The following is a 16,401-nucleotide window of genomic DNA, read 5'->3' on the forward strand; positions in this document are numbered from 1 at the left end:
AGTAAATTTCTGAATGATGAAGAGGGAGGGATACAGATGAAAATTATAGCTATTGAACCAACACCAAGTCCGAATAATATGAAAGTCATCGTCGATGAGACGTTTTCTGAAAAAGGCCAGACCTTTGAGCATGCGTTTGGTGCACCTGATCATGTCGCCAAACTACTCGATATTCCAGGAATCAAATCCGTGTATCAAGTCAGTGATTTTTTAGCAGTCGAACGTTTTCCAAAGTATGATTGGCGCACGCTTGTCATTGAAATCCGCCGGGCTTTCGGAGAAATCCTGAGTGATGTCGAACAACATGAAACAGATGCGGCCTTTGAACCTGTCCATTTATTTGTTCAATTCATTTTAGGGGTTCCGATGCAACTGAAAGGAGTTAAAGGTCTCGAAGAGAAGCGATACGGGTTATCGGACCGTTTTCGAGAAGCAGCCTTGTTCGTGCAACCGTTCGTCAAGAATGTCATCAGTGATCGCCGCTGGGTCGAACAGGCGCCGCGTTATGGCGACTTGGATGAAAGTCTTGCTGAAGTCGCACAAGAAATCGAGGTCGCTTATCCCGTTGAGCGAATCAATCGCTTAAAAACGATTGCTTCAGGAGAAGAAGTGACATTTGACGGACAGGCACTCACATCAAACGATTGGAAACAACGATTTGCAGCACTTGATGAGTTGCCAATTGAACTCGAGTGGATTCCGGCGTATGCCAGAATGCTACAAGACGAAAAAATGCAGATTCGCAGACAAGCTGTCGTCAAACTCGGTATGTTCGAAGAAAATCGTTTGGAGTTATTGGAGTACATTACGAATGCCTTGCACGATCCTTCGAGTAGTGTACGTCGAACAGCCGGAGATACGATTTCAGACTGGGCGTTGGTAGAAGCAGAGCCGATGATGATTGAAGCATTGACGGATAAAAATAAGCTTGTTCGTTGGCGGGCTGCCCGGTTCTTATTTGATGTCGGGACAGAGCAATCGGTCCCCCGCTTAAAAGAAGCGGTTCAAGATCGGGAATATGAAGTGGCCTTGCAGGCGGAACTTGCCTTAGCTCGAATCGAGAGCGGGGAAGAAGCACTAGGGACGGTTTGGCAACAAATGAATCGAATGACCGGAGAAAGTTCATAAGAACTTAAAAATAAGAGGGTGTACAGAACCATTCGACAAAATAACGCACCAGTTGTCTAGGTATATTTTACCTATGGAACAATATATATTGGAAAAAAATGAATATTTTTCTGTAATGGATTTGAAATGGATTTGAAATATGGCGATATATCGAAGTTTTTAAGCTGTATGAGCCAACTAAATCTTTGTGTAAAAATATGGTTGTATTTTTTGATACAAAGTTTTGATACAAATTGTCGAATGACAATTTCCCGACCTTTCTTCCCGTTTGATAAAGTGAAAACACAATAACTGATTCGATTTCAAACAGCTATTTTGGTTTGACTGACATCTGACTTTAAAGGAGATTCGGGGATATGATACTTTTTGCTGAAACAGACTTAGCGGTGGGGTATAAAGAGCGGACGGCTTCGGGCGTCTTCGTGACAATCGAGACAATGGACAGCCGGACAATCACGCTTGTGGCTCCTGCAACGGCGACGGACGCGATTTGTGACGAGTTGTTCGTAACGGGGATCGAGCAACTGTTTTCAATGACAAAAAACAAAGCAGCAATTCCGGTTGCCTAATATGTGAACCAACGAGGAGGGATGAGGTTACGACCTTATTCCTCCTCTTTTTTGTGCTAAAATCTGTAGTAGAGAAGAGAGGGGGCGGTGTTTTGAAGTGGATAAGCCGGTTATCTTGTCTCGTTTTGTTCACAATCGTTTTCGCAGGTTGTGCGCAACAAGAAAAAAACAGCCAGAATAAACAAACAGCACAGGATGAAGTAACCAGTCAGCCGATAACAATTGCGGTGTCGGCGGAACAACCGGAATCGGGAATCGTAGAAGCAATCGTTTTGCTGAAGAATCCAAATAAGCAGGATGTGACAGTGACGTTTCCGACGTCCCAACGATTTGAGTTGATTGTCAAAGACGAGACGGGGAAAATGCTGTATACGTTCTCGCAAGAACAAGTGTTTACACAAGCGATTGAAAAGGAAACGTTTAAAGCTTTGGAGAGCAAGCGGTACGAAGTCAGAATCGAGTTGCCGCAGTCCAGTCGAGCAGACCAAATCGAGGCGTCGACGATTCGACAGGTGGAAGGGACGCCGGAATCCGTCATGACGGATCGCCAAAAAATCGACAATGAAAAAGGAGAGTGAATGTTTCATGCAACAAGACATCATTCAGGTGACGGGTGTCAAGCCGGTCATTCAAGCAGAAGAAGAAATCAAGCAACGTGTTCAGTTCTTAAAAGAGTATCTGCTGCACACCGGAGCAAAAGGATTGGTACTCGGGATTTCGGGAGGACAAGACTCTTCGCTTGCGGGGCGTTTGTGCCAGTTGGCGGTCGAGGAGCTGAGAAGTGAGACGGATCGCGACTATCAATTTTATGCTGTCCGTTTGCCACACGGTCAACAACAAGATGAGTCTGATGCGCAACTCGCATTATCCTTCATTCGTCCGGACCATGCGTTACGTGTCGACATCAAACCGGCTGTCGACGCATCGATGGCGTCATTTGAACAAGCAACGGGACAAGAGCTGTCTGACTTCAGTAAAGGAAATACAAAGGCACGGGAACGGATGAAGGCGCAGTATGATCTCGCGGCACACTTCGGTTGTTTAGTTGTCGGAACGGATCATGCCGCAGAATTCGTGACCGGATTTTATACAAAACACGGGGACGGCGCTTGTGATGTTACGCCGCTGACTGGGCTCAACAAACGTCAAGGAAAACAGTTACTCCGTCATCTTCAGGCGCCAAACGCTCTGATCGAAAAAGTACCGACGGCCGATTTGGAGGATAACCAACCGGGTTTACCGGATGAACAAGCACTTGGTATGACCTACGATGAAATTGATGACTATCTGGAAGGGAAGTCGATTTCGAGCGAAAGTGCCGCAAAACTGGAAGCACAATACAAACGGGTTGGTCATAAACACCACATGCCGGTCTCGCCACTTGATGTTTGGTGGAAATAAGTCATCGCGTAAAAACGACAGCCGACTGAGCTGTCGTTTTTTTCGTCCATAATCGGGAAAAGAAAAAAGATAGCATCTTTTTGAAAAGCTGGAGGTGATGGTGTGGAGACGGTTGGAATCATTGGTGGCGGATTAGCAGGTTTGTCAGCGGCTGCTCTTCTCGCACAGCAAGGAAAACGAGTTCAGTTGTATGATACCGGTCTGTTGGGTGGAAGAGCGACTTCACAAGTGATCAAAGGCTTTACATTCAATTACGGAGCTCACGCTGTTTATGCACGGGATCAATCGATATTGCGGACAATCATTAGACAGCTGAAATTAGACATCACCTGGCTGGATTTTTCTTCCGCGAAAGCCAAATACGAATTTGCAGGTCATTTGACCGCTGCTCCGGCCAATGCAATCGGTCTGTTGAAAACGGAAGTCATCGGTGGAACCGATAAGCTCCGGTTTACATGGGAAGTCGTCAAAACCGTCCTACATCTCGAACAGGGAGACCCAGCGTTGTCAATTGGTCAGTGGTTGATACAAGAGAAGGTAGAAGCAGACGTCTCGCGCTTGATGCTTGATCTGGCTTCCAGTAACTTTTTTACGGCGGAACCTGAAAACATTCCCTCAGACGTCTATTTCAACTATTATAAAAAACTGTTTCGCACCCGAAAGCCGGTTTCCTACATTGCCGGTGGTTGGCAGGTTCTCATCAATGAACTAGAACGAGTGGTCATGCTACATGACGGGACGATTCACCGTAAAACAAAAATCACAGCGATTGAAGAAAGTGATACCGGTTACCGGTTACGTGACCGGAAAAAGACCGAATGGACCGTCGATCGTATCGTGTTGGCCATTCCGCCCCGAGAGATGCGGAAACTTGCCTTACCGACACCGATTCAGCTGTTCATCGAACCTTATGCTCAATATGAACCCGTTGAAGTTCTCGTCTATGATGTCGGGGTGCATCCTTATATCAAGACACCTTTTTCATATGTGTATGATCGAACGCATCAATTGTTCGTGACGGATTTATCGCATTACGACCCAAGTATTGCGCCAAAAAATGGTCAAGTTCTGCAAGTCGTCGCGTATTTAGTGCATGACCGTGTCGGTCATCCAGATTATTTGAGTGAAAAAGTGAAGCACATCCATCGTTTGCTCGATCAGCATTACGCCGGATGGCGTGAACAGTTGGTGACGGAGCGAACGATGAAGCGGGCGATTGTACAAGAAATCAAGTGGAAGATGGGACAAGCTGCCTTACCTTGCTTCATGCCTGAAGAGCGTGAGGAAAAGGTCGCTTTCGTCGGGGATTGGTGTGAAGGAGAAGGGCAGTTATCCGAGTTATCGTTTTCCAGTGCGTATACCGTTGCAGAAGCATGGCAACAAAAAAACGCTCATTGAGCGTTTTTTTGTTGCGGATAGAAGGCAAGGACAACCAAAATCGTAAAAGCAATCAAGCTCATCATCGGAATCGTCAAGAACCCAAAATAATTGACCCACTGGATTAGACATCCATTCGTACAAAGTGCTTCTCCATCCGGTAAACGTTCCAAGATGACATGATAAGCGGCGACAGCAAAACCAAGCACCGTATAGACGCGGATGAAAAAGGCATCAACCGGTCGGTTGCGGAATAAAGAAATCAATAAGTAAATGGCCGTCGTATACATGAATAAGCGTTGCCACCAGCACAACGGACAGGGAATAAATCCGCGAATTTCACTGAAGTAAAGACTTCCGAGAGTCGCGACTGTTGAGACGATCAACATAAAATGATAGCGTGACATATGTACCTTCCTCTCTAACGTGTTAAACTAATGCCATCTTATATCATGAGGAGTCGGATCATACATTGCAAGTGTCGGAAATGGAAATGTTGATTACGTTATCGGAAGAATTAAATATGCGAAGAGCAGCCGAACGACTTTTCGTATCCCAACCGGCTCTCAGTCAACGTCTTGTGGCCATTGAGCGACGCTGGGCGACTAAATTGTTCATTCGTTCCTCGCGTGGTTTGAGCATTACCCCTCAAGGCGAAAAAGTCATCGGTCTGGCCAAAGAGATGAACCGGAAGGAATTGGAGCTGAAAAGTGAGCTGACAGCGGAAGAGGGGGCGGTTTACGGGACACTTCGGATTGCCGTAGCGTCCATCATGGGTCAGTACTGGCTCCCTCGTGTTTTAAAACGATTCGTCGAACGTTATCCCCACGTCCGGGTTCAACTTGTGACAGGCTGGTCGAGTGAGATGATGCGGCATATGCTCGAGGAACATTTTCACATCGGAATCATTCGGGGAAATCCGGACTGGAAAGGGGTCAAGGAACGGCTGTTTTCTGATCCGCTCTATCTCGTCGACAGTGAATTGACGTCGCTGGAACAACTTCGGAAAACCGAACGTCCCTTCATCCAATTCAAAAGCGATTCGACATACTACCAAGAAATTTTGGAATGGTGGCAGGATCGTTTTTCAAGTCCGCCGGCGCGAACATTGGTCGTTGACCAAATCGAGACGTGCAAACAAATGGCGCTGCACGGCATCGGTTTTGCGATTTTACCGGAATCAACGATTCATGAAGCCAGTCAAGTCATGCAAATTCCTCTCAAGACCTCATCCGGGAAAATTTTAAAGCGGGATACATGGATCTTATCAACGGAATCCATGCTTGAGTTGAAACAAGTCCAAGCATTTTGGGACATCGTCAAAGAAGAAGGAGGAAGTCAGTCAGATGGAATACGCGATTGAGATGCGCCGGGAACTTCACAAAATACCGGAACCTGGTTTCAAGGAGTTCAAGACGCAGGCCTTTATTTTGGATCAAATCCGGTCTTATCCGGAAAATCGAGTCAGTTATGATACGTTCGAAACCGGAGTGTTCGTCCGGGTCAAGGGGTTGACCGGAAATCGGACGATCGGGTATCGGGCGGATATCGACGGATTACCGATCGAAGAAGCGACAGGATTACCATTTTGCTCGGAACACCCTGGATTCATGCATGCCTGTGGACACGATGTCCACACTTCGATTGCGCTAGGGTTGTTACGCCGGATTGTCGAACTTCCGGTCATGGATGACGTCGTCTTCCTCTTCCAACCTGCAGAAGAAGGACCGGGTGGAGCGGAACCGATGATTAAAAGCCCGTTGTTTGAGAAATACCGTCCGAGTGAGATGTACGGTCTACATGTCGCACCTGAATATCCGGTCGGGACCATTGCGAGTCGTCCCGGTGTATTGTTCGCGAGTGCACGAGAAGTCCATATTACGATTTATGGTCAGAGCGGTCATGCGGCATTTCCTCACCTCACGATTGATACTGTCGTCGCACAAGCGGCTTTGATCATGCAATTGCAAACGATCGTCAGCCGATCAATCAATCCGATGAACTGTAGTGTCATCACGATCGGGAAGGTCGAGGCGGGAATTCGGGAAAATGTCATCGCGGGTCGGGCGTTACTTGACGGAACGATGCGGGCACTTAACGGAAACGATATGGAAAAATTGGAACAGCGGGTTCGGGAAATCGTTCGCGGAATCGAAGCTTCGTTCGGAGTAAAAATCGATCTCCAGTTTGGAAACCGGTATTATGAAGTCGTCAATGACCCGAATGTCGTCAACAAATTTTCATCATTCGTCAAAATGAATGCCAATTATGTTGAGTGCGATGCAGCGATGACGGGAGAAGATTTTGGCTTCATGTTGAAAGAGATACCGGGCATGATGTTCTGGTTAGGCGTCAACAATGCTACCTCTGGTCTACATCAGCCGACATTGAATCCAGACGAAGAGGCGATTCCGTTCATCATCAACTTACTCGATCATTATTTTAGAGAATATGTCTAAACAAAATACGTGACAAGAAGCCCTTTATTCCTGATGAAAATGAATAAAGGGCTTTCATTTCATAGAACGGAACAGTTTTCGAACATTTTGTGAAATAAATCACGAGTATATGTGAACAATTTGTTACATCAAACATTAAGAACAGACACAAATGATTATGTTCTCTATGATACGGATATAAACAATATATAGAAGTACGTTTAGAAAGAGGGGGCTATACACATGTTCAATGATCCAGTAATGCTCAGTCGATTGTTGACAGGGCTCACATTAGCATTCCACATCATCTTTGCGACGATTGGGGTAGGGGTTCCATTGATGGTACTCGCAGCAGAGTACATCGGAATTAAACGAAAAGATTCAGACTATATTCTTCTGGCTCGGCGCTGGACGCGCGGTTATATCGTAACAGTAGCAGTCGGTGTCGTGACCGGTACAGCAATCGGGTTGCAATTATCACTCTTATGGCCGTCCTTAATGCAGGTAGCCGGTCAAACGATTGCGTTGCCGTTGTTCATGGAAACATTCGCATTTTTCTTTGAGGCGATTTTCCTCGGAATTTACCTGTACACATGGGATCGATTTAAAAACCCGTGGTTACACTGGTTGATCGGGATTCCTGTCGTCATCGGTGCGACGTTGTCTGCCTTCTTCATTACGACAGTCAACTCGTTCATGAACTCACCGGAAGGCTTTAAAATCGTCAACGGAACGTTAACACAAATCGAACCGTTAAAAGCGATGTTCAATACAGCGACGCCGACAAAAGCAACACACGTCATCGTGTCGGCATATTTGACAGTTGCCTTTATCTTGGCTGCAATTGCTGCCTTCCACCTATTACGGAAAAAAACATTGTCGGCAGCGGAAACGGCTTACCATAAAAAAGCCCTTCGCTTAACAGTCATGGCCGGTTTGATTTTTGCCTTCTCGACAGCACTTGTCGGAGACTTCTCAGGTAAATATTTAGCCAAGTACCAGCCGGAAAAATTAGCGGCTGCAGAGTGGCATTTTGAAACGACAAGTGAAGCAGAATTAATCTTTGGTGGTATTTTAGATGAACAAGAAGACGGCAGCTACGAAATCAAAGGCGCCATCAAGATTCCGTATGCACTGTCGATTCTTGCAGGTGGAGCACCTGATACGGAAGTCATCGGATTAAACGAGTTCGCCAAAGAGGATCAGGCACCGCTGTTTGTCCACTACTTCTTCGACATCATGGTATCGATCGGAATGTATCTGGCGGCTATCTCGGCGCTGTTCGTCCTTGCGTTCCGTCTCAAGAAATTAAATCCGTACAATAAGTGGTTACTGCGCGGTATTTTCATCGGTGGACCACTTGCCATCGTCTCGATTGAAGCCGGTTGGATGTATGCGGAAATCGGACGCCAACCATGGACACTTTATGGTATTATGAGAACGGCTGATGCGGCGACGACGTCGACGGCTGTTGGACCGATGTTGATTTTATTCAGCTTACTGTATCTGTTACTTGGAACGATCTGTACGGTCGTCTTGTTACGGATGTTTAAAAATAACCCTGTTGGCAAAGAACTTGCGGATGATCATCATTCACGTGGTGAAGCGATGTTTGCTGACGACAATAAATAAGGAGGGAACGAGTTGGACATTCAAACACTTGGAATAACCGTACTTTGGACGTTCCTTTATGGATATCTCATCGTTGCCTCAATTGACTTCGGTGCCGGTTTTTATGCGTTCTATTCAAAATATACAAAACGTGATCATCTGACGAACCGTCTGATTTTACGTTATCTCTCTCCGGTCTGGGAAGTGACGAATGTCTTTTTCGTCTTCTTCTTTGTCGGACTCGTCGGATTCTTTCCGGATACGGCCTATTATTACGGAACAGCGTTGCTCGTTCCGGCTTCAATCGTCTTAGTACTGATTGCGATTCGTGGTAGCTTTTATGCGTTTGCCAACTATGGATCAAACGACAGCATGTTCTATACGTTTTTATACGGTGCGACAGGATTATTGATTCCGGCAGCAATGTCAACGACCTTGACGATCAGCCAAGGTGGTTTCATTCGCAAGACAAATGAGACGGTGGAGTTCCTTGGGACAAAGTTGTTCACGAACTTTTATTCTTGGACAGTCGTTGCGCTCGCCATCGTTTCTGTCTTGTACATCAGTGCGATGTTCTTATTATTCTACGCGGATAAAGCGAAAGATGAGAACGCGACTCCGCTCATTCGTAAATGGGCATTGTTTTGGAGCATTCCGACAATCGTTGTCTGTGCGTTAGTCTTCTTTGGTTTAAAAAATCAGGCAGCTTGGCATTATGAGAACATTTTGAACGGAAACTGGTGGTGGTTCGCAGCAAGTTTCATCTTCTTCTGTGTTGCAGTCACACTTGTCTATTTGAAAAAGAACTACGGCATTGCCTTCATTGCCGTCATGGCACAATATGGCGTCGCTTGGTTCGGCTATGGCTATACGCATCTGCCGTATATCTTGTATCCGTATATCGATATCAATAAAGCCGTCGTAAATGAGACAATGGCGACCGCACTTGTCGTCGTCTTTATCTTCGGACTGATGTTATTGATTCCGGCCCTCTATTTGATCTTACGTTTATTCTTATTCGACAATGATTATGTCAGTGGGAAAAAATCAAAATAAGCAGGAAATGAATGAACAAGAGATATACAATCCGTTTCTGGATTGTATATCTTTTTTTGCCGTCTGGATCGGCTATAAAAAAGTCGGAACGACGTTGTGAAAGCGTTCATAGTATTTTATAAATGAATCGGGTAAACTACTACTGAAGCAGAAACGTGAAGGAGAGTTGAAAAAATGAATGGAGAATTTGCAGTAATCGGATTAGGGCGGTTCGGGGGTTCGATTGTCCGGGAGCTATCGAAAAATGGATACGATGTTTTGGCGATCGATTCAGATGAAGAACGCGTCAACGAATATATGGGGATTGCGACACATTCCGTTATCGCAGATACGACAGATGAAAACGTCCTAAAAAGCCTCGGTATCCGAAACTTTGATCATGTCATCGTAGCAATCGGAGAGAACATCCAGGCTTCGATTTTAACGACCTTGATTTTAAAAGAACTTGGTGTGCAGTCCATCACCGTCAAAGCAACGAATGACTACCATGAAAAGGTGTTACGAAAAATCGGGGCAGACTTCATCGTCCATCCAGAGCGGGATATGGGTGTGCGGATTGCCAACGGGTTAATGAGTTCAAATATTCTCGACTATCTCGACTTGTCGCAGGAATTCTCCATCGTCGAGATCAAGGTCAGCGATCGGATGGCAAATCAAACGTTGATTGATCTTGATTTACGCAGCAAGTACGGAGCGAATGTCGTAGCCATCAAGCGGGGAGAAAACGTCATGATTTCCCTGCAAGCCGATGAGCTGATTGAAAAAGGAGATTACCTTGTCGTGATCGGTGAAAACGATGACTTGGATCGTCTCGAACGTGCCATTCATAAAGTGAAGAACTAAAAACAGAGGGAAGATCACGGTTTACGTGATTTTCCCTCTGTTTGTCATACATTGATTAAATCAGTTGGAATTCTTTTAATCCGTGAGCAATACCATCTTCTAAAATATGTTTAGTGACGAAGTCGGCAGCTGCTTTCGTTTCATCAAGACCGTTCCCCATCGCGATGCCCGTTCCGACATAACGTAACATCTCCAAGTCATTTAAGGCATCACCAAACGCAAACGTATCTTCACGTCGTATGTTCGTTAGTTTTAAGAATTGTTTGATGCCGTCTGCTTTAGAGGAACCGACGTTGATGACATCCATCGCATTTGGATGCCAGCGGATGAAATCAAACGCTTGATAATTTTTGACATATTCCGCTTCTTCTTCCGCTGTACAATAGACAAGGGTCTGGAAGACGTCGTGTGTCAAAAAAGGCTGTTCTTTAAATGAAGGGAGTGGGATATCAAGCCCTCCAAGAGATGCTTTCACTAACTCATCGGCAGGTTGCGTCGAGAAGCCTTGCTTTTCGCCTAAGTAGACGAGTGTATGTCCATTCTTCTGCGCTCGAGCCGTTAAGTGTTCAAGGTCAGCAATCGGCTGAGGGCGTTTGTAGATGATTTCATTTTGATGGACGACGATTTGTCCGTTGTAACCAATGATGGTGTCGATATTCAGCAGTTCACGTACACCGGACAACATAGCCGGTCCACGTCCTGTTGCGATGGCGACATAAACACCATTCGCTTGTAGTTGTTTGATCGCTTGTTTCGTTGACTCTGGAACGAAATGTCCATCGTGAAGTAAGGTTCCATCGATATCGAAAAAGACGACTTTCTGATTTGCCATGGTTTCACCTTCTCTTTTTAATTGGCTTTTCAGCCGGATACATGTGGAATTATAGCACAGCGTTCCCATTTACGCAGAGCTTGGATGAGGAATAGGATGAAAAAATAGTAGGATATCGTGTATACTAATCTAAGGACAAAAAACAATGGACTGATAAGGAGTTGCTAAACATGATTTTTAAAGTATTTTATCAACCGCTTCGTTCAGAAGCCCCGGTACGGGAACGAACAGAAGTGATGTACGTCGAAGGAGAGAACATTCGTGAAGTGCGAACAGCGATTGATCATCTCATCAAAGACATTAACGTCGAATTCATCCGCGAAGTCAGCGGAGAGTTTTTGGAATATGAAAAATTAAGCCCAGACTATAAGGTTGAAACGTTCGCATGAAGTTCGTTAAAAACCATCAAGCAGCCGTATTCGCACTCGGCGGTTTAGGAGAAATCGGGAAAAACACGTATGTCGTCCAATTTCAGGATGAGATCATCGTCATCGATGCTGGTGTCATGTTCCCGGAAGATGAATTACTTGGGATTGATTATGTCATTCCAGATTATACGTACTTGATCAAAAACAAAGAAAAAGTAAAAGGTGTCTTCATCACCCACGGTCACGAAGACCATATCGGTGGTCTGCCGTTCTTGTTGAAGCAGGTGAACTTACCGATCTACGCGGGGAAAATTGCGCTTGGTCTCATTAAAGTGAAGCTGGAAGAGCACGGTTTGTTGCGGAATGCAGAACTTCACGAAATTGATGAAGATTCAATCATCAAATTCCGGAAGACCAGCATCTCGTTTTTCCGTACAACCCACTCGATTCCAAATTCATTTGGAGTCGTCGTCAAAACGCCACAAGGCAACATCGTTCATACCGGTGACTTTAAATTCGACTTTACGCCGGTTGGAGAACCAGCTGATCTGACGAAGATGGCTGAACTTGGAAAAGAGGGTGTACTTTGCCTCTTGTCCGATTCAACGAATGCGGAGATCGAAGGCTTTACGATGAGTGAACGAGTCGTCGGGGATACGATTTCAAACATCTTCCGTAAAGCAGAGGGACGGATCATCTTTGCGACCTTTGCCTCGAATATCTACCGTCTGCAACAAGTCGTCAATGCGTCGGTCGAAGCCGGTCGGAAAATCGTCGTCTTCGGACGCAGCATGGATAAAGTCATGATGATTGGTCAAGAGCTTGATTTTATCAAAGCGCCAAAAGGGACAATCATCGAACCAAATGAAATGAAACGATACAAAGCGAATGAATTGACGATTCTGTGTACAGGATCGCAAGGTGAGCCGATGGCGGCGCTCAGTCGAATCGCCAACGGAACGCACCGTCAAATCTCAATCATTCCGGACGATTTGGTCATCTTCTCTTCATCACCAATCCCAGGAAACGTCGTTTCGGTCGGGAAAACCATCAACCAGCTGTATAAAGCGGGTGCTGATGTCATGTACGGCAAGTTAAACGATATCCATACGTCAGGACACGGAAGCCAGCAGGAACAGTTGTTGATGCTCCGCCTGTTAAAACCGAAGTATTTTATGCCGATCCACGGGGAATACCGGATGCTCAAAAAACATATGTCGCTTGCGATGGATGCAGGTGTTCCGGAAGAAAACTGTTTTGTCATGGATAATGGCGAAGTGTTGGCGCTTGATGCCAATGCAGCAGCGATTACCGGGAAAATCCAAGCAAATGCTGTTTATGTAGATGGAAAAGGAATTGGAGATATTGGAAACATCGTCCTGCGTGATCGTCGTATTCTTTCGGAAGAAGGGCTCGTCGTCGTCGTCGTGACACTCGATTCCAAAACGAATCGTCTCGTCTCCGGACCGGACATCATTTCACGCGGATTCGTCTATATGCGTGAGTCCGGCAACTTGATCAAAGATGCCGAACGTCTCTTGAAACGGTCGCTTGAGCAATCTCTTGCGAACCGCAATACGAAATGGACGGACATCAAACAAGTGATCAACGATACGCTGACACCTTATTTGACGGAAAAAACACAACGTCATCCAATGGTCATGCCGATCATCATGGAAGTGTGACGCCAAAAAAAGACATTCCCACAATGTGGGAATGTCTTTTTTTATGCGTTTCTCAGAGCGGTGAACCGTAATCCTTGAACGGCTCCTTGCCATCGATTCGGTCATAAAACATGATACCGTCCAAGTGATCGTATTCATGCTGACAGACGACGGCTTTTAATCCTTTTAATCTTAATTTTATAGGATTTCCGTTATGATCGATCCCAGACAGGGTAATACGCATATAGCGCGGTACGTGCCCTTCGACTTCACGATCAACGGATAAACAGCCTTCGCCTCCGGCCAGATACGTTTGTTCTACGGAGTGACTGATGATTTTAGGATTGTAGATTCCAAACTCAAGTAAATCATCCCCGTCCTGTAAACGAACGGCGAACATCCGTTTATTGACGCCAATCTGAGGAGCGGCTAATCCAATCCCGCTGCGCAAATCATATTTTTCAGCTAGTTCATCGTCTTGACTGTTGGACAAATATTCCATCATAAGACGCATCGTTTCTTTATCTTCCTCACTCAGTGGGAAGGTAACGTCGACAGATCGTTCGTGAAGCGAAGGTACGTCTTCCCGGACAATCTCATTCATGGTAATCATGAACAGCACCCCTTTCATCTAAAAAAATTATAGCATAACAAGGGAGGAATATTAATAACTAACACAGGTGCCGATAGTTGAATAGTACAGAAGTAGCAACGTTCTTAAAATGTGATGCATTTCACAAGAGAGTTCGCTAAAAAAAATAAAACATTTCCTTTGATTTTATAGGTGTTACAGTTTTATACTTGTAACGTAATGAACAAGACATGCATTCGTGTCTCGTCATGTTAATACAGTTTACTCAACTGGATAGGTACACAGATATATGTTCAAGAAAAGGTCATACGGGACTTCATTTTTTGAACACTATTCGTATGTGAGCAAATCAGTCAGAGGAATATTTCGCTGAGCACAGTGAAAGGATGAGGTGAAAAGATGAACTTAAACATGTTTAAAAACGTGGAAGAAAACTTTGAAACATTCCGCATTCTGGATGAGAAAGGTGAAGTCGTCAACAAAGACGCTATGCCGGATCTCTCAGATGAAGAGCTTACGGAATTAATGCGTCGTCTCGTCTACACACGTATTTGGGACCAACGCGCAATCTCACTCAACCGTCAAGGACGTCTTGGTTTCTATGCGCCAGTCGCAGGACAAGAAGCGTCAATGATCGGTTCACAATTCGCTTTAGATAAAGATGACTGGATTCTTCCAGGTTACCGTGATATCCCGCAAATGGTCTTCCACGGTTTCCCGCTTTATAAAGCATTCTTGTTCTCACGTGGACACATCACAGGCGGTAAGATTCCTGAAGGTGTAAACGTCTTAATGCCACAGATCATCATCGGTGCACAAATCGTGCAAGCTGCTGGTGTCGCACTCGGTCTTAAGAAAAGTGGAAAAGAACAAGTCGCAATCACTTACACAGGTGATGGCGGATCATCACAAGGTGACTTCTACGAAGGTATGAACTTTGCCGGAGCATTCAAAGCACCTGCGATCTTCGTTGTCCAAAACAACCGTTTTGCGATTTCAACACCGGTTGAAAAACAATCGATGGCGAAAACAATCGCGCAAAAAGCTGTTGCAGCGGGTATCAACGGAATTCAAGTTGACGGAATGGATGTTCTTGCCGTCTACGCAGCAACAAAACAAGCTCGTGTTGAAGCACTGAACGGTGTACCGACATTGATCGAAACACTCACATATCGTTACGGACCACATACACTTGCTGGAGATGACCCAACACGTTACCGTACAAAAGATATGGACGATGAGTACCAAGCACAAGATCCACTCGTTCGTTTCCGTGCATTCATGGAAACAAAAGGTCTTTGGAACGAAGACAAAGAAAACGAAGTGATTGAACAAGCAAAAGCGGATGTTAAAGAAGCACTCGCTCAAGCAGATAAAGAACCAAAACAAAAAGTAACAGACTTCATCAACGTGATGGCTGAAAAGTTACCACAAAACCTGCAAGAGCAGCTTGATGAGTATACAGCAAAGGAGTCGAAATAACCCATGGCACAAATGACGATGATCCAAGCGATCACTGACGCAATGCGCGTCGAGATGAAACGCGACGAGCAAGTTCTCTTGTTCGGTGAAGACGTCGGTAAAAACGGTGGGGTATTCCGTGCGACAGAAGGTCTTCAAGACGAATTAGGCGAAGACCGTGTCTTCGATACACCACTTGCCGAATCTGGTATTGGTGGCCTTGCAGTCGGATTCAGCTTGACTGGTTTCCGTCCAATCATGGAAATCCAATTCTTCGGATTCGTATTCGAAGTATTTGATTCTGTAGCGGCACAACTCGCACGTTTACGTTACCGTTCAGGCGGCACGTACAGTGCACCTGTCACAATCCGTTCACCATTCGGTGGCGGTGTTAAAACACCTGAGCTTCATGCAGATAACTTGGAAGGATTAATGGCTCAGTCACCAGGACTTAAAGTCGTCATCCCTTCAACTCCGTATGATGCAAAAGGTCTTTTGATTGCATCAATCCGCGATAACGATCCAGTTGTGTTCCTTGAGCACATGAAACTGTACCGTTCATTCCGCGGTGAAGTGCCAGAGGGCGATTACACGATCGAACTCGGAAAAGCAGACATCAAACGTGAAGGTACTGACGTGACGATCGTAACGTACGGTGCAATGGTTCACGCATCATTAAAAGCAGCTGAAGAGCTCGAAAAAGAAAACATCAGCGTTGAAATCATCGACTTGATGACAATCAGCCCGATTGACATCGACACAATCGTTGCATCAGTTAAGAAAACGAACCGTGTCGTCGTCGTTCAAGAAGCTCAGAAACAAGCAGGTGTGGCTGCAATGGTCGCAACTGAAATTCAAGAGCGCGCGATTCTCGATCTTGAAGCACCGATTCTTCGTGTAGCGGCTCCTGATACAATCTTCCCATTCGCACAAGGTGAAGATGCTTGGCTCCCTGACCACAAAGATATCGTTGAAAAAGTGAAAACAGTTTACAATTTCTAAGCGTGAACCGGAAAAAAGGAGAGAGGCAATTCTCTCCTTGCTTCCGTTTTAAAGATAAC

The 16,401-nt window shown here is 45.4% G+C and carries 17 protein-coding genes; 14 read left to right on the plus strand and 3 right to left on the minus strand.

Going from position 1 to position 16,401, the window contains the following annotated elements; translation table 11 throughout:
• The first annotated feature begins 36 nt into the window (after positions 1-36).
• From KNP87_RS01055 to KNP87_RS01075, 5 genes are all read left to right on the plus strand, one after another.
• Complete coding sequence (locus KNP87_RS01055; RefSeq protein ID WP_214720589.1) at positions 37-1,128, plus strand: virulence factor; 1,092 nt, start codon at positions 37-39, stop codon at positions 1,126-1,128.
• Positions 1,129-1,484: 356 nt separating this feature from the next.
• Positions 1,485-1,697 (plus strand): hypothetical protein, encoded by a 213-nt coding sequence (locus KNP87_RS01060; RefSeq protein ID WP_026832498.1) that lies wholly within the window; start codon positions 1,485-1,487, stop codon positions 1,695-1,697.
• A 92-nt stretch (positions 1,698-1,789) separates the two neighbouring features.
• On the plus strand, positions 1,790-2,275 hold the full coding sequence (locus KNP87_RS01065) for a BsuPI-related putative proteinase inhibitor (protein ID WP_214720590.1): 486 nt from the start codon (positions 1,790-1,792) through the stop codon (positions 2,273-2,275).
• A gap of 7 nt (positions 2,276-2,282) precedes the next feature.
• Positions 2,283-3,098 (plus strand): ammonia-dependent NAD(+) synthetase, encoded by an 816-nt coding sequence (nadE, locus tag KNP87_RS01070; RefSeq protein WP_214720591.1) that lies wholly within the window; start codon positions 2,283-2,285, stop codon positions 3,096-3,098.
• Between the two features lie 102 nt (positions 3,099-3,200).
• Positions 3,201-4,496 carry an FAD-dependent oxidoreductase gene (locus KNP87_RS01075; protein ID WP_214720592.1) on the plus strand — a complete coding sequence of 432 codons (1,296 nt, stop codon included), beginning with the start codon at positions 3,201-3,203 and terminating at the stop codon, positions 4,494-4,496.
• Here the strand turns inward: KNP87_RS01075 and KNP87_RS01080 are convergent.
• Positions 4,490-4,882 (minus strand): disulfide bond formation protein B, encoded by a 393-nt coding sequence (locus KNP87_RS01080; RefSeq protein ID WP_026832501.1) that lies wholly within the window; start codon positions 4,880-4,882, stop codon positions 4,490-4,492. The two genes, KNP87_RS01075 and KNP87_RS01080, sit on opposite strands and share 7 nt — an antisense overlap.
• Positions 4,883-4,947: 65 nt before the next feature.
• Here KNP87_RS01080 and KNP87_RS01085 point away from each other — a divergent pair, with 65 nt between their 5' ends.
• The 5 genes from KNP87_RS01085 (at position 4,948) to KNP87_RS01105 (ending at position 10,423) form a co-directional block, all read left to right on the plus strand.
• On the plus strand, positions 4,948-5,838 hold the full coding sequence (locus tag KNP87_RS01085) for a transcriptional regulator CcpC (protein ID WP_214720593.1): 891 nt from the start codon (positions 4,948-4,950) through the stop codon (positions 5,836-5,838).
• Positions 5,822-6,934: an N-acetyldiaminopimelate deacetylase gene (locus KNP87_RS01090; RefSeq protein ID WP_119923228.1), complete on the plus strand. Its 1,113-nt coding sequence runs from the start codon at positions 5,822-5,824 to the stop codon at positions 6,932-6,934. Before KNP87_RS01085 ends, KNP87_RS01090 begins: the two co-directional genes overlap by 17 nt.
• A gap of 222 nt (positions 6,935-7,156) precedes the next feature.
• Positions 7,157-8,545, plus strand: a complete 1,389-nt coding sequence (locus KNP87_RS01095) for a cytochrome ubiquinol oxidase subunit I (protein WP_026832504.1) — start codon at positions 7,157-7,159, stop codon at positions 8,543-8,545.
• 12 nt (positions 8,546-8,557) lie between these two features.
• Positions 8,558-9,580 carry a cytochrome d ubiquinol oxidase subunit II gene (locus KNP87_RS01100; RefSeq protein ID WP_026832505.1) on the plus strand — a complete coding sequence of 341 codons (1,023 nt, stop codon included), beginning with the start codon at positions 8,558-8,560 and terminating at the stop codon, positions 9,578-9,580.
• A 174-nt stretch (positions 9,581-9,754) separates the two neighbouring features.
• Entirely contained in the window at positions 9,755-10,423 is a 669-nt protein-coding gene (locus KNP87_RS01105) for a potassium channel family protein (RefSeq protein ID WP_012370886.1), read from the plus strand.
• A gap of 55 nt (positions 10,424-10,478) precedes the next feature.
• Here the strand turns inward: KNP87_RS01105 and KNP87_RS01110 are convergent, their stop codons facing one another.
• Positions 10,479-11,255, minus strand: coding sequence for a Cof-type HAD-IIB family hydrolase (locus tag KNP87_RS01110; RefSeq protein ID WP_026832507.1), 777 nt, complete (start codon positions 11,253-11,255; stop codon positions 10,479-10,481).
• Positions 11,256-11,425: 170 nt separating this feature from the next.
• Between KNP87_RS01110 and KNP87_RS01115 the strand changes: the two genes are divergently transcribed.
• The gene (locus KNP87_RS01115) at positions 11,426-11,644 is read left to right on the plus strand and encodes a DNA-dependent RNA polymerase subunit epsilon (RefSeq protein WP_026832508.1); all 219 of its coding nucleotides are present in this window, start codon (positions 11,426-11,428) and stop codon (positions 11,642-11,644) included.
• Positions 11,641-13,308: a ribonuclease J1 gene (gene rnjA, locus KNP87_RS01120; protein ID WP_026832509.1), complete on the plus strand. Its 1,668-nt coding sequence runs from the start codon at positions 11,641-11,643 to the stop codon at positions 13,306-13,308. The genes KNP87_RS01115 and rnjA overlap by 4 nt, the downstream gene beginning before the upstream one ends.
• A 52-nt stretch (positions 13,309-13,360) precedes the next feature.
• Here rnjA and def read toward each other — a convergent pair whose 3' ends face one another.
• Positions 13,361-13,900 carry a peptide deformylase gene (gene def, locus KNP87_RS01125; RefSeq protein ID WP_214720594.1) on the minus strand — a complete coding sequence of 180 codons (540 nt, stop codon included), beginning with the start codon at positions 13,898-13,900 and terminating at the stop codon, positions 13,361-13,363.
• Positions 13,901-14,278: 378 nt separating this feature from the next.
• On the opposite strand from def, the gene pdhA reads away from it, so the two are divergent.
• Both pdhA and KNP87_RS01135 read left to right on the plus strand, forming a co-directional pair.
• Positions 14,279-15,361 (plus strand): pyruvate dehydrogenase (acetyl-transferring) E1 component subunit alpha, encoded by a 1,083-nt coding sequence (gene pdhA, locus KNP87_RS01130; protein ID WP_012370881.1) that lies wholly within the window; start codon positions 14,279-14,281, stop codon positions 15,359-15,361.
• Positions 15,362-15,364: 3 nt separating this feature from the next.
• Complete coding sequence (locus KNP87_RS01135) at positions 15,365-16,342, plus strand: alpha-ketoacid dehydrogenase subunit beta (protein ID WP_026832511.1); 978 nt, start codon at positions 15,365-15,367, stop codon at positions 16,340-16,342.
• Positions 16,343-16,401: the final 59 nt, after the last annotated feature.

This window comes from Exiguobacterium sp. s192 (assembly GCF_018618795.1).
Taxonomy (GTDB): Bacteria; Bacillota; Bacilli; order Exiguobacteriales; family Exiguobacteriaceae; genus Exiguobacterium_A; species Exiguobacterium_A undae.